Annotated in this window: 12 protein-coding genes; 9 read left to right on the top strand and 3 right to left on the bottom strand. The window is 67.8% G+C overall.

From position 1 onward, the window contains the following. The first annotated feature begins 59 nt into the window (after window positions 1-59). From AC59GX_RS00575 to AC59GX_RS00615, 9 genes are all read left to right on the top strand, one after another. Window positions 60-1,232 (top strand): glycosyltransferase family 4 protein, encoded by a 1,173-nt coding sequence (locus AC59GX_RS00575; protein WP_426282787.1) that lies wholly within the window; start codon window positions 60-62, stop codon window positions 1,230-1,232. Continuing rightward, the gene (locus AC59GX_RS00580) at window positions 1,229-2,239 is read left to right on the top strand and encodes a glycosyltransferase family 2 protein (RefSeq protein WP_497300579.1); all 1,011 of its coding nucleotides are present in this window, start codon (window positions 1,229-1,231) and stop codon (window positions 2,237-2,239) included. The genes AC59GX_RS00575 and AC59GX_RS00580 overlap by 4 nt, the downstream gene beginning before the upstream one ends. Then, a complete protein-coding gene (locus tag AC59GX_RS00585; RefSeq protein WP_426282785.1) occupies window positions 2,236-3,573 on the top strand; it encodes an oligosaccharide flippase family protein in 1,338 nt (445 codons plus the stop codon). Before AC59GX_RS00580 ends, AC59GX_RS00585 begins: the two co-directional genes overlap by 4 nt. Continuing rightward, the gene (locus AC59GX_RS00590) at window positions 3,570-4,739 is read left to right on the top strand and encodes a glycosyltransferase (protein ID WP_426282784.1); all 1,170 of its coding nucleotides are present in this window, start codon (window positions 3,570-3,572) and stop codon (window positions 4,737-4,739) included. The genes AC59GX_RS00585 and AC59GX_RS00590 overlap by 4 nt, the downstream gene beginning before the upstream one ends. A gap of 29 nt (window positions 4,740-4,768) precedes the next feature. Beyond that, window positions 4,769-5,863 (top strand): glycosyltransferase, encoded by a 1,095-nt coding sequence (locus AC59GX_RS00595; RefSeq protein WP_426282783.1) that lies wholly within the window; start codon window positions 4,769-4,771, stop codon window positions 5,861-5,863. A 9-nt stretch (window positions 5,864-5,872) separates the two neighbouring features. Then, complete coding sequence (locus AC59GX_RS00600; RefSeq protein WP_426282782.1) at window positions 5,873-7,243, top strand: O-antigen ligase family protein; 1,371 nt, start codon at window positions 5,873-5,875, stop codon at window positions 7,241-7,243. Next, window positions 7,243-8,844 (top strand): hypothetical protein, encoded by a 1,602-nt coding sequence (locus tag AC59GX_RS00605; RefSeq protein WP_426282781.1) that lies wholly within the window; start codon window positions 7,243-7,245, stop codon window positions 8,842-8,844. The genes AC59GX_RS00600 and AC59GX_RS00605 overlap by 1 nt, the downstream gene beginning before the upstream one ends. A 181-nt stretch (window positions 8,845-9,025) precedes the next feature. Beyond that, a complete protein-coding gene (locus tag AC59GX_RS00610) occupies window positions 9,026-9,781 on the top strand; it encodes a WecB/TagA/CpsF family glycosyltransferase (RefSeq protein ID WP_426282780.1) in 756 nt (251 codons plus the stop codon). A 37-nt stretch (window positions 9,782-9,818) separates the two neighbouring features. Then, window positions 9,819-12,236 (top strand): WD40/YVTN/BNR-like repeat-containing protein, encoded by a 2,418-nt coding sequence (locus tag AC59GX_RS00615; RefSeq protein WP_426282779.1) that lies wholly within the window; start codon window positions 9,819-9,821, stop codon window positions 12,234-12,236. An 83-nt stretch (window positions 12,237-12,319) separates the two neighbouring features. Here the strand turns inward: AC59GX_RS00615 and AC59GX_RS00620 are convergent, their stop codons facing one another. The 3 genes from AC59GX_RS00620 to AC59GX_RS00630 form a co-directional block, all read right to left on the bottom strand. Continuing rightward, window positions 12,320-12,643, bottom strand: a complete 324-nt coding sequence (locus AC59GX_RS00620; RefSeq protein ID WP_333961211.1) for a Rap1a/Tai family immunity protein — start codon at window positions 12,641-12,643, stop codon at window positions 12,320-12,322. 88 nt (window positions 12,644-12,731) lie between these two features. Then, window positions 12,732-12,986: a hypothetical protein gene (locus AC59GX_RS00625; protein ID WP_497300582.1), complete on the bottom strand. Its 255-nt coding sequence runs from the start codon at window positions 12,984-12,986 to the stop codon at window positions 12,732-12,734. Then, the gene (locus AC59GX_RS00630) at window positions 12,968-13,456 is read right to left on the bottom strand and encodes a hypothetical protein (protein WP_497300583.1); all 489 of its coding nucleotides are present in this window, start codon (window positions 13,454-13,456) and stop codon (window positions 12,968-12,970) included. Before AC59GX_RS00630 ends, AC59GX_RS00625 begins: the two co-directional genes overlap by 19 nt. Window positions 13,457-13,459: the final 3 nt, after the last annotated feature.

Here is a 13,459-nt window from a genome sequence, read left to right on the forward strand (position 1 = left end):
CATGGACGTGCCTGCCGGGCGTTGCTACGCGCAGACGGCGGCGGGGGGCGGATCATCTGGTGACGGGTACGAACGACGAGCCTTCGCAAGCGGCGGGTGCGCCGCGCCTTCGGGTGATGCACGTCATCACGCATCTCGACATGGGCGGTGCCGAGAACGTCGCGCTGGGGTTGATCGATGCCCTGCGCGACCGGGTCGAGTTCTCGCTGTTCGCGGTGCTGCGCCAGTCGCCGTTGAGCAAGGTCGGGCAGGACATGGTCGAGCGGCTGGCGCGCTGGGGCGTGCCGTTCCGGTTCGGCACGGCGCGCGGCTTCAAGTCGGGTGGCGTGGTCTTTGCGGCGCGCTCGCTCGCGCGTGCGGTCGCCGAACAGCGGCCCGACCTGATCCATGTCCATACCGAGATACCGGAGCTGACGCTGGCGGTGGCGGGGCTGATCTCGCGGCGTGTCCGCCGCACGCCGTTGCTGCGCACCGTCCACAATAGCGAGTTGTGGATCGCCTGGGGCGGCATCGGCCGATGGGTGACGCAGCGTCTCGCCAAGGGCGATGCGGTGGCGGTGTCGCGTAACGCCGCCAACGCTGACGCGGCGATCGTCACGCGCGGGCGCCGACCGCTCGCCGACGTCATCTACAACGGCGTGTCGCCACCGGCGGCTTTTCCGATCGTGCGGGAAGAGGGCTCGGTACGCCTGTTGTTCGCGGGACGGCTCGTCCACCAGAAGGGCGCCGACCTGCTGCCTGCCATCCTCCGCGAGGCCCACGCGCGAACGATGCGCCGCGACGTCGTGGTGACGATCGCCGGCTCCGGCGCAATGCGAGACGCGGTGGCGCAAGGATTAGCGGAGGGCCTGGAGGGCTGGGACGTTCGGATGACTGTGCCGATCGAGCGCCTGTCCGAACGCCTGCAAGAGTATGACGCGGTCCTGTTGCCGTCGCGGTTCGAAGGGTTCGCGCTGCTCCCACTCGAGGTATTGATGGCAGGCATCGCGCTGGTGACGACCGACGCTCCAGGCCTCGATGAGGCGATCCCGGCCGACTATCCGTTCAAGGCCCCAGTCGACGACGTCGCGGGGATCGGCGCGCAACTGGCGGCGGTGATCGACGATCCCGCGGCCGCACGCGAGACCGCGGCACGTTACGGCGCAGACCTCGCCCGCAGCTTCAGTCCAGAGGCGATGGCGTCCGCGTATCTGGCACGCTATCGCTCGCGTGGGGATACGGGGGCAGAGTGACGGTCGCAATCGGGATCAAGGCGCTGAACGAGGCGGCGCATATCGACGCCGCGATCGGCAGCGCGCGCGCCGCACTCGACCGTGTCGGCGGCGGTCTGGTTGTGCTCGCGGACTGCGGATCGTCCGACGCGACGATAGAACTGGCGCAGGCACATCCCGGCACGCGGATCGCGCAGCTCGCCGATCCTGCCGAGCGGTCCTGCGGCACGGGGGCACAACTCGCGTTCCAGGCTGCGTCCGAGACCCCCGGCGTCGACTATTTCTACCTGCTCGACGGCGACATGGTCCTCGACCCCGGCTTCCTCGAAGCGGGCATCGCCTTCCTCGATGCAAAACCCCGCCACGCCGCGGTCGGTGGCCGGGTGCGCGAGGTCAACACCGACAGCATCGAGTTCGAACTGCGCGCGCGCAACGATCGCGTGAAGGGAAGCGCGGTGGCGGGCGATGTCGACCGGCTCGATTGCGGCGGTCTGTACCGCGTCGCCGCCGTGCAGCGCGTCGGGCATTTCGCGGACCGCAACCTCCACGCGTTCGAGGAATACGAGCTCGGCGCCCGGTTGCGCGCTGACGGCTGGCGACTGGCGCGGATCGACGTGCCCGCGGTCGAGCATCACGGGCACGCGACCGGCGGCTACCAGCTGATGTGGCGACGGTTGCGCACCGGCTATGCCGGCGGGCCGGGCGAAGTGATCCGCGCCGCCTGGGGGCGCCCACACTGGGCGCAGGTCCTGCGCGGGTTCGCCCAATTGCGCTACAGCGTGATCGTCTATGGCTGGTGGCTGGCGATGCTCGTCGCGCTGGCGATGGGGCAGGGGATCGCCCTGCTTGCGGTCGTGCTGCTGCCCTTGGCGTTCCTGACGATGCGCCGCCGGAGCCTGCGAGTCGGGATCTACTCGCTGGTGACGTGGAACGTGATCGCGATCGGCATGCTTCAGGGCCTCGTACGAGCCCGCCGCCCCGCCGGTGCGCCCGTTGCCGCGCGCGACCTGTCCGCGCCGGAGCGATGAGCACCGCGTCCGGCTATCTCGGCAAGTTCGTCTGGACCGCGGGCACCTTCGTCGTGTCCGCCGGGCTGAAGTTCGGGCTCAACATCGTCCTTGCCTATCTGCTCGCGCCGGAAATCCTGGGCGTGATGGTGGTCGTCAACGCGATCCGGCTCGGCGTCGAATTGCTGACCGATGTCGGGATCGAGCAGAACATCATCCACCACCGCGACGGGCTCGGCCGCCAGTTCCGCGACACCGCCTGGACGCTGCAACTGCTGCGCGGCGTGCTGTTGAGCCTGGTCTTCCTGATCGCCGCGCCGTTCCTCGCGCACGCTTACGGCATCGACGTCCGCATCTTCCTGGTCGCGGCGCTGTCGCCGATGATCGGTGGCGCGCACTCGACCGCGATCTTCGTTCTGGTCAAGCAGATGGAGGTCCGCCGCCGCAACCTGTTCGAACTGTCGTGCGAGGCGCTGGCGTTCGCGGTGCAGGTCGCGCTGGCGGCATGGCTACGCTCGGTCTGGGCGCCGGTCATCGGCCTCGTCCTCGCGGTCGCGATCCGCTCGGCGCTGAGCTACCTGCTGCCCGATCCCGGCCAGCGCCTCCGGTTCGACCGCGAAATCGTCCGGCGGATCGTCCATTTCGGCAAGTGGATCGCGATCACCTCGCTGGTGATGTACGCCGCGACCAATCTCGACCGGCTGTATCTCGGCCGGGTCGCGCCGCTCGCGCTGCTCGGCATCTACGGCATCGCGCGCGCGATCGCCGAGCTGCCGACCACGCTCGCGCGGCGGATGAGCTATCAGATCATCTTCCCCGCACTCGCCAGCGTCTCCGAAGGCGACCGGGCGGGGCAGATGGCGGCGATCGCCGGCTCGCGCGCGGTGTTCACGCTCGGCGTCTGCGCGGCACTGGCACTGGCGGCATCGGTAGCGGACGGCCTGATCCTGGTAATCTACGACCCGCGCTACCAGGCGGCAAGCTGGATGCTGTCGGTGCTGCTCGGCGGTGCGGTATTCGCGGTATTGTCCAACCTCAACGAGGCGTTGCTGCTCAGCGCGGGGCGGCCCTTTTATGCGAGCGTCGCGAACATGATGCGGCTGGCGACGCTCGCCATATTGCTGCCGACCGGCCACCGGTTGGCGGGCTTTCCCGGCGCGGTCGTCGCGGTCGCGGTCACCGAGCTGCTGCAATATGGCTATATCGCGGTCGGCCTGCACCGCGTGCGGATGAGCTTCTGGCGGCAGGACGCGCTCGCGATCGGGGTGGCCTGCGCGGTATTCGCGGTGATGCTGGCGGCACGTTGGCAACTCGGGCTCGGCACGCCGCTGGCGGGCCTTGGGAGGATCGGATGACCCGGCTGCTGATCGTCCATTATGCCGGCGACTACCGGGAGGCCGATCGCCTGCGCCGCGCCACCGGTGGCGAGACCTATTACGGCCACGGCTATGTCCTCGACCAGCTCGCCGCGTGGCAGGCGCAGTACGAGGCGGTCGGGTTCCTGTGCTCGCTCGCGCCCTCCTATTGGGAGACGCTCGACAGCGGCGTGACGGTGATCGGCGCGGATACCAACCCGGACCAGGATCCCGCACCGGTGCTGGCGTTGATCGAACGGTTCGCGCCAAGCCACCTGATCGTGTTCGGGCCGATGCTGCATTTGATCCGCTGGGGGATCGAGCACGACGTCCGGCTGGGCGTGATCATGGCGGATTCGTTCGCCAATCTCTATTATCGCTGGGTCAGGTTCCGGCGGCTGCCGAAGCTGCTCAACGATCCCCGCGTGACGCTGGTCGCCAATCACGGTGCCAACGCCGCGAGGGCGCTGGTCGGGATCGGTTTGCGTGCGGACAAGGTGCTGGCGTGGGACTTCCCGCACGATCGCACGCCCGAGACTCAGGCCAGCAAAGTACATGCGTCGGGACCGCCCTTCACGCTGCTGTTCGTCGGCTCGATCAGCGCCAAGAAGGGCGTCGGCGACCTGGTCCGCGCGGTGGCGTTGCTGAAGGACCGGCTCGACGTCCGGCTCGACGTAGCGGGCCTCGGCGCAACGGAGAAATTCGCGGCGCTCGCGACACGCCTCGGCGTTGCGGACCGTGTCCGGTTCCTCGGGCTCGTCCCAAACGGTGCGATCCCGGCGATGATGCAAGACGCCGACGCCGTAGTCGTCCCCAGCCGCCACAATTTCCCCGAAGGCCTGCCGCTGACGCTGTTCGAAGGGCTCGCCTCGCGCACGCCGGTGATCGCGTCGGACCATCCGATGTTCCGCGGTCATCTGGAGGACGGCGAGAGCGCGCTGGTGTTCGCCGCCGGCAAGCCACGCGCGCTGGCGGATGCGATCGCGCGGCTGATGACCAATCCGGCGCTGTATGCGCGGGTGTCGCAAGGGTCGGCGGCGGCGTGGCACCGGATGCAGAACCCGGTCAAATGGGGCGAGATGATCGATCGCTGGGTGCGTGACGATGCCGAGGATCGCGCCTGGCTGTCGGCGCACACCGTCGCGGCACTGAACGGGCCGGCATGACGGCTCGAACCGGCGCTATCCATTTTACGATGACGCATTCGACGGCCGGCGGCTTGCGCGAACTCTGGGACGACATCGCCGAGGGACTGATCGCACGCGGCCATCCGGTGAAGCGCTTCGTCCTCTATCCGCCGGCCGATGCGGAGGGCGAAGGCGTCGACATGGCGGTCTGGCACCATGTCGTCGACGCCCGCCCGCGATCGGTCCTCGCCGCGATCCGCACGTTCGCGGCGCTGGTCCGCTATCTGCGCCGCGAGCGACCTGCCGCGGTCGTGTCGGCGATGCCTGCCGCGAACGTGCTGCTCCCGCTCGCGGTGACGATCGCGCGCGTGCGCACCCGGGTGTTCCTGTCGCATCACTCGCCGACCGATACGCATAACCGCCTGCTCGACCGGATCGACGGCTGGACCGGCAGCCTACCGTGCGTCGCCGGGATCATCAGCGTGTCGGACGCGGTCGGCGCGACGCTGGCGCACAAGCCCGCGACCTATCGCGCGCGGACGCTCACGATCCACAACGCGTTGTCGGAGCGGGTCGAACGCGTCCTCGACGCCTTGCCTCGGGCAAAGGCGGCGGGCGACCGGTTGCGCGTCGTCGCGCTGGGGCGGCTGTCACACCAGAAGAACTATCCGATGCTGATCCGCGCGATGGCTGAAGTGCCGGGCGCGGATCTGGAGATCGTCGGCGGCGGCGAGGACGAGGCGGTGTTGCGCACGCTCGTCGCGGACCTGAACCTCGGCGACCGCGTGACGTTCGCCGGCCTGATCCCGCGCGACGCCGCGCTCGCCAAGGCTGCGTCCGCCGACGTCTTCGTCCAGGTTAGCCGCTACGAAGGACACAGCCTCGCGTTGATCGAGGCGGCGCGGCTAGGCCTGCCGCTGGTCGTGTCGGACGTGCCGGTGCAGGTCGAGGGCATCACCGCCCGCGACGGAACGCGGTGCGGGATCGTCGTGCCGCTCGACGACCCGGCCGCGCTGGCGGCTGCGCTTCGGGGATTGCAGGACGATCCCGCACGCCGGGCGCACTGGGCGAATCTCGCCGCGCGGCTGGGCGCCGAGGCGTCGAACGCGCGAATGCTGGATCGGTACGAGGCGGTACTGGCTCCCGCGGCACCGGCGCGATAGGAACAGGTCATGGCGACGGCGATCAACGTAGCGCGACGACCCGCAGCGGGGCCGATCACGCCCCAGCAACGCGCGACGCGCCTGCGTACGCGGCGGCGCTATGCCATCGCCAATGCGTGTTTCGTGGTGTTCCTCGCGCTGGTGCTGGTCGGCACGTCGGCGTTCCAGGAATGGGCGTTTTCCGGGGCGATCGGCCAAGGCGACGCGGCCAACCAGGTGCTGCACGTCGTCATCTTCGTGATGCTGCTCGCGGGCAGCGGCATGCCGAGCAAGCGTCAACTGTTCTGCATTCCCCTCGGACTTGCGCTGTTGCTCGCCTATTGCTTCTTCTCGGTGACCTGGGCGATCGCGCCGTTCATCTCGTTCCGGCGGATTACGCTGACCGCGCTCGTGGTCTGGGTGACGTTCCGGCAGATCAACGATCTCGGTACCGAACGCGCATTGAAGCTCATTCGCTACGTGTTGATCGCGGTGCTGATCATCAATTACCTGATGGTGTTCTTGACGCCGTACGGCATCCATTCGGAAGTGTTCGGCGAGGAATCGTCGGTGGTCGGTGACTGGCGCGGAATCATCCCGCACAAGAACGTCGCTGGGGCAGCGTGCGCGTTCACCGTGCTGTTCTTTACGTTCGACAACCGGCAGTTCCCGCGGATCGTTTCCGCGCTGGTGATCGCGGCGGCGACGATCTTCCTGTATTATACGCATTCGAGCACGTCGGAATTGTCGCTCGTCCTTGCGCTGGCGATGGGTTTTGCGATCCGGCCCTATGATGCCAGCCACCGCTTCGCCGTCGGGATTTGCCTGGCGATGGTCGTCGGGCTGGCGTTGCAGATCCTGTTCGTAAACCTCACGGCGTTGAGCGATTTCGTCAACGATCCCGGTGCCTTGACTGGCCGCGGCGCGATCTGGCCGCTGTTGTTCGAATATGCGCGCGAGCATCTCTGGACCGGCGCCGGTTTCAGTTCGTTCTGGCAGATCGGCCCGGACAGTCCGATCTGGACGCTGACCAGTGGTTGGGTCGCGGTCTATGCCGCGCATGGGCATAACGGCTTTCTCGACCTGCTCGTCACGATCGGCCTGCCCGGCCTGGTGTTGGCGATCGTCGTGATGATCGTCTGGCCGTTGCTGCGGCTGCTGCTCAGCCAGTCGATCGGCAAGCCGCGGCGATCGCTGCTGGTGGCGATCATCATCTTCTGCGCCGGGCATAATCTGGCCGAATCCACGTTGCTGAACACCGCGTCGCTCGTCGAAGTCTTCCTGTTGATCGCGATCGCGATCACCTATCGCGAGTCGGATGCTAGCCCTGGCGCGCATCATGCGCTGCGTGGGCGGATGACGCGGTTGCTGCGGAGGCCGGCCCGGCTGTCGCGCCGCTGATGGCCCGCGCGATCGGTTCGGCGCGATTGTGGGGACTGGCGGACGGGCTGTTTCCCGCAGAGGATAGCGCCGCGCGACCGCCGGCACGCCATTGGCCGCTACGCCTCCTGATCTTCATCATTTGGCTCGCGCTCGTCGCGTTCCTGGTCGCGCATCATGTGATGTGGCGCGACGAGGTCCGCGCTCTCAGCCTCGCGACGCAAGGGGCGTCGATCCTCGACATGCCGGCGGCGGCGCGCGGTTACGGGCATCCATTGCTCTGGCATGTGCTGCTCCGGTTCGGCACCGACCTGCTGGGGACGAAACTCGTCCTGCCCGGCCTCGCGCTGGCGATCGGCATCGTTGCCGCGGCGATCCTGGTGTTCGTCGCCCGCCTGTCCTTGCCGGTGATGATCCTGACGCTGTTCGGCGGGTTCGCGACGTTCGACTATGTGGTGATGGCGCGGAACTACGGGCTCGCGATGCTGCTGCTGTTGCTCGTCGCCTGCACTTATCCACGGGTTCGGGAGCGCGGCCGTTATCCGACGCTCATCCTGGGCGGCCTGCTGTTCCTGCTGTGCAATGCCAACGTCCATTCAGTCGTGCTGGCCGGCGCGTTCGGTATCTTCTGGCTAGGCGACCTGATCGTGCAGGAGGGATGGGGCTGGAGCCGGGCGAAGCGGCAATGGCTCACCGCGATGATCGTCGCCGCCGCTGGGGCGTTGCTCGCGTTCGTGTCGGTCTATCCGTCGGTCGAGGACGCACCCGCCGCCGTGCATCGGAGTTTCGGTCAGACGTTGCTCCACCTCATACCCGGCGTCGAGTTCCAGCGGATTTTCGGCAATTTCAACGCGAGCCTGCCGGTCACGATCCTGGCGGCGGTGCTCGTTACCGGCAGCGTCGCCGCCTTTGCGCGCCGCCCCGCCGCCCTCGTCGCGGCGATCGCGGCGCTGGCTGGGCTGCAACTGCTGTTCGTGTTCGTCTACCCGGGCCACTATCGCCACGACGCGTTGCTGATTGTGTTCTTCGTCGTGTTGCACTGGCTGACGGCGAAGGGGTTCGGCGGCTGGCACGACACGGTATTCACCCGCCGCGCAGAGCGGATCGGCCGGATAGCCTTTCTCGCTCTGCTCGCCGCGCAGCTTCCCGCGACCGCGCGCGCCGTCGTCCAGGCGGCGAAGGCGCAGCCGCAGGGCGAGGCGAAAGCGCTCGTCGACCTGCTCGCGACCAAGGGCCTGTCCCGGTCGGCCGTGATCGCAGATCCGGACTTCCTGATCGAGAGCATCGCCTATTACGGCGCGAATCCGACCTGGTCCGTGCGGCGCGATCGGTTCACGTCGCTCGTGCCGATGACGCTGGCCGAGACCGCGCCGATGAGCCCGGGTCGGCTGCTCGCGACTGCAAAGCGCCTCACCGCGGCTACGCGCAGGCCGGTCGTTATCCTGCTCTCCGCGTCGCTCGACGATATCGGGCAGCGCACGGTCATCGATCGCGGCACGTTCGGGCCGCTGATCCTCGATCCGGACGACATCGCCAAGTTCCGCGCGGCAACGACCAAGCTCGCGACACTGCGGACTGCGTCGGGCGATGAAGTATATGACGTGTATCGACTTGCACCGTAACATCCGCAATTACCGTCGCGGGCTTGCCATGCCTTGGTGGGCTCGCGCATAGCATCCTCAATACAGGTCAGACGTTTGCGGTCTTGTAAGATCTGGACGGGGAGACGAGCCGCTGTTCGAACGCGATCATCACAGTACTGCGCCGAACGCCGTCGATGCGTCCGTTGTCGATGAAAGCCGCGTGCGGACCGCGATGATCGGCGGCATGAAGATCGCCCGGCTGCGGCGCGACGAACTCGCGGCGTTGATGCTGGCCGACACAGCGCGCGCGCGGGCCGGGACGCTGGCGGAACCGCGCATCGTCACCTCGGCCAATGGCAGCGTCATCGCCGCCTATAATCGCGACGAGGAGTATCGACGGCTGATCGACGGCGCGGATATCGTCGATGCGGACGGCATGCCGCTGGTATTCGCCAGCCGGCTCTTGTGCCGCGAACCGCTCGAGGAGCGCATCGCCACCACCGATTTCCTGCTCGACGCGGCGACCATCGCCGCGCGCGATGACATCCGCTTCTTCTTCCTCGGCTCGCGCCCGGGCGTCGCGGCCCGCGCCGCGCAACATCTCCGCAGCCGCTTCCCCGGCCTCAAGGTCGTCGGCACACGCCACGGGTTCTTCTCGGCGGGCGCGATCCCGGACATCTGCGCGAAGGTTCGCGCATCCGGCGCCGACGTGTTGTGGATCGGCATGGGCAGCCCCGCGCAGGAGCGGTTCGCGGTCGACAACCGCCATCTGCTCGGCGGGGTCGCGTGGATCCGGACCTGTGGCGGGCTGTTCGACCATTATGGAGGCGGCGTATCGCGCGCGCCGGCATGGATGCAGGCGACCGGGCTGGAGTGGCTCTACCGTGCCGCGCGCGAACCGGTGCGGCTCGGTTGGCGCTATCTCGTGACAAGTCCGGTCGCGATCTACTATCTGGCAACCAGAACGCATGATTGACAGCCCTCGCGCGGGGCCGGGATCGGCAGGGAGTTCGATGGAACCACATGTACGCCGCACCGTCCGCTACGAGGATTTCGTCCAGCCCCGCCGCCGTCGCTGGCCGTGGATCCTGGGCGTCGTGATGCTGCTCGCGCTCGCCGCCGGGATCGCCGCCTTCTGGTTCGGGAGCGATCACCAGGCGCACGCCGCGCCGCCCGCTTTGTCGCAGGCGGGTGGCCCGGTCGCATCCGAAGCCTATCAGTGGAAGCACGTCGCGATCGGCGGCGGCGGCATGATCTCCGGCCTGTCGAGCGATGCGTCGGGCGAGACCTTCGTCGCGCGCACCGACGTCTATGGCGCGTATATCTGGGACGCGTCGGCGAACCGCTGGAGCCAGCTCGTCACCGCGGCATCGATGCCCGACAGCATTCGCACGCAGAACGGCGCCGCCGCGGGCGCGTACGAGATCGTCGTCGCCCCTTCGCGCGCGCAACGCATCTACATGGCGTTGCAGGGCCGGGTCTATCGCTCGGACGATACCGGCAGGCACTGGGTCCAGCCCAATGCCGGCAATCCCTTCCCGATAGTGTGGGACGCGAACAGCGAGTTCCGCCTGCACGGTCCGTTCATGGCGGTCGATCCGACCAATCCGGACATCGTCCTGCTCGGCACCCCCGCGACCGGGCTGTGGCGCTCGACCGATGGCGGCGCACAGTGGGCCCATGTTGGCTCGGTCCCGGTCAGCAAGGATCGCAAGCCCGATGCGGGCGCGCAGACACCCGGCACGATGCTGTGGTTCGAACGACCCGCCGGCGGCAAGCCGACCGGGCGGCTGTTCGCGCTCGCGTCGGGTGCCGGCATGTTCGTGTCGAGCGATGCGGGTGCGACGTTCCGCCCCCTTCCGGCGGTCGGGTCGCAGCCAATGACGCTCCAGCGCGGTACGTTCGATCGTCGCGGCACGTTCTTCGGCGTCGATGATCTGACCAAGTCGATCTGGTCGTACCGCGACGGACGCTGGCGCGATCTGACCGCGGACCTCGGCCTGACCGTGCGCGAATATGCCGCGGTCGTCGCCAATCCCCATGCCGACCAGGTGATCGTCGTCGATCGCGGCGGGCAGGGCTATGCCAGCGCCGACGGCGGCGCGACTTGGAACAGCGTATCGCACAGCGCGAAGGCCGGGGCGGGCGATCCCCCCTGGCTCCGCGTCGCCAACGCACCGTTCTTCACGACCGCGGACATGATGTTCGATCCCGTCGTCCCGAACCGGGTCTGGGTCGCGGCGGGCATGGGCGTGTTCTACGCCGACGTACCGCCCGGCACGGGCGCGCTCGACTGGGTCAGCCAGACTCGCGGGATCGAGGAACTCGTCGCCAACGACGTGATCCAGCCATCCGGCGGCTCGCCGATCTTTGCCGGCTGGGATTTCGGTATCCACGTGAAGGACGATCTCAACGCCTATTCGACGACGTTCGGCCCCGGCGAGCGTGCCTTGATGACCGTCCCGCAGCTCGACTGGACGCCGGCGAAGCCCGGCTTCGTCGTCAGCAACGCGTCCGATGCGCGGATGGGCTGCTGTTCGGAGGACGGCAACGCGGTGATGGCGGGCACCAGCACAGACGGCGGCCGCAAATGGGCCAAGTTCCCGACGCTACCGACACCGCCTGGCACCAAGGACGACGATCCCTGGCGAATGTCGTTCGGGACGATCGCGGTCTCGTCCGGCGATCCGCAGAACATCATCTGGGCACCCGCGTTCAACCGCCAGCCCTATTACACCAAGGATGGCGGCCGCAGCTGGACACCGGTCCGCCTGCCCGGCGCGAGCGGTGACACCCCCGGATCGTTCCAGGCGCAGTGGATGCAGCGCAAGACGCTGACCGCGGACAAGGCCGTCCCCGGCACCTTCTACCTCTATCATAGCGGCGGTGGCGCGAACGCCGGTCTCCAGGGCCTGTGGCGGACGACCGATGGCGGCGTCGGCTGGGACAAGGTGTTCGACGGCGAACTCGCGCCGTCGAGCGAACTCGCGGCAAAGCTCCGGTCGGTGCCTGGCCATCCCGGCAACCTGTTCTTCACCTCCGCCTTCGAGCACACCAGCGATACCGGCCTGCGTCGCAGCGTCGACGGCGGCAAGACCTGGCAAACCGTCACCGGCGTTACCCGCGTCGACGACATCGCGTTCGGCAAGGCGGCCAAGGGCAAGACCTATCCGACGCTGTTCCTGTCGGGGCGCGTGGCCGGCGAATACGGCATCTGGCGCTCGGTCGACGACGCCGCGAGTTGGCAGCAACTCACCGACTTCCCGGTCGGTACGCTCGATCAGGTCAGCGTGGTCGGCGCCGATCCCGACGTCTTCGGCCGGGTGTATCTCGGTTATGTCGGCTCGAGCTGGATATGGGGCGAGCCTGCTCCGTGCAAACCTGCCGCCTATCGTCCGCTCGCGGACCGGCAATGCTCGTCGGTTCGCTAAAGGATAGTTCCGTGGGCGCGGGAGCGGTTCAGGCGGACTGACGCTCCCCGCCCGCTAGCGTCAGTCCGAGATCGTAGCCGGCGCTACTTTCGTTTGCACGGGAACGCGCGCTGCAGTGCGTCGCGCACCACGAACGACGGTGCGCCGGTCGCCTTCTTGCCCCGCGTCCGCAGATATTTACGCGCGGTCGCCATGACCTCGATGTTGGAAGAGCGCGTCGGCGACGGGCAAATCTGGCGGGCCAGTGAGAGCGTGTCGAACGCCGCCAGGATGTAGCCGGTGCAGAATGTCGGCGCAGGGTCGTTGTCCTTGCCGCGACACTGTTCGACGAGCTGATCGGTGGTGAGCGCGCTCACGACGACCGGTCGGTCTGCCGCGGCAGCAAGCAGGGCAAGCGCCAATATCATCGTCTTCGTCCCTTTCGACGTCGCCCCGACCGGGGTCCGCCACTGTTCCTGCGTATCGGCAAAGCCACGATGGCCAGCCTGGATACACCTACTTGCTCGCCACGCTATTCAGATACGGCAGCAGGCGCACGCGGGGGAACACCTCGTCGAGCGACTTGGTATCGGGCAGGATATAGACCACGCCGCCTTTTCGCTGCAGCAGCGGGCGAAGCTTTTTCGTATAGAAACTGGTGCCGACATTGATGCAGCCGAAGCTGATCCGATTGTCGTCCGGCGTCGGAGACAGCAGCCGTTCGACGCGATGCTCCGACTTGTGCGTGGTGATCACCGCATGCAGTGCCACCGAATTCGTATATCCACCCAGAGGACTCGCTGGCGGCCCAGCGCCTTGCCGAATTTCGCGACGAACCTGCCCGCGGGCGTCGTCCGTTCGGCCGGACCGATCTCCGCAAGGTTCTTCGCGCCGACGCCGGGCGTCGAATCATCGCCTATGCCGACGCCGAGCAGGACAGGCGTCTGTCCCTGATAGTCGCCCTTGGCGCTGAACAGGAACAACGTCGCCGTCGGCTTGTCGATGACGACGTAGGGCAGGGTCCCATTGTCGTGGGCGGCCGTCACCCATGCGATCATGCGGTTGGCCGTTTCCGATCGCATGGGTTCCGGGTCTTGGGTCACGTCCTCGGCCGGAACGGCTTTCGGACGTGGTTTCGCCACGGCTTTGCGGTCGCGCGTGTGCGATACGGCCTTGCGGTCGGTCGCGTGCGACGGGGGGGCCGTGGCGAAACCCGGTTGCGCTGCAAGCACTGCGATCATGAG

The organism is Sphingomonas sp. 320_CC (genome assembly GCF_059691795.1).

Coding starts and splice junctions, on each gene's coding strand:
- AC59GX_RS00585 (WP_426282785.1), top strand. CDS start 2,236: ATGAGCACCGCGTCCGGCTATCTCGGCAAGTTCGTCTGGACCGCGGGC.
- AC59GX_RS00605 (WP_426282781.1), top strand. CDS start 7,243: ATGGCCCGCGCGATCGGTTCGGCGCGATTGTGGGGACTGGCGGACGGG.
- AC59GX_RS00600 (WP_426282782.1), top strand. CDS start 5,873: ATGGCGACGGCGATCAACGTAGCGCGACGACCCGCAGCGGGGCCGATC.
- AC59GX_RS00620 (WP_333961211.1), bottom strand. CDS start 12,643: ATGATATTGGCGCTTGCCCTGCTTGCTGCCGCGGCAGACCGACCGGTC.
- AC59GX_RS00590 (WP_426282784.1), top strand. CDS start 3,570: ATGACCCGGCTGCTGATCGTCCATTATGCCGGCGACTACCGGGAGGCC.
- AC59GX_RS00630 (WP_497300583.1), bottom strand. CDS start 13,456: ATGATCGCAGTGCTTGCAGCGCAACCGGGTTTCGCCACGGCCCCCCCG.
- AC59GX_RS00615 (WP_426282779.1), top strand. CDS start 9,819: ATGGAACCACATGTACGCCGCACCGTCCGCTACGAGGATTTCGTCCAG.
- AC59GX_RS00595 (WP_426282783.1), top strand. CDS start 4,769: ATGACGCATTCGACGGCCGGCGGCTTGCGCGAACTCTGGGACGACATC.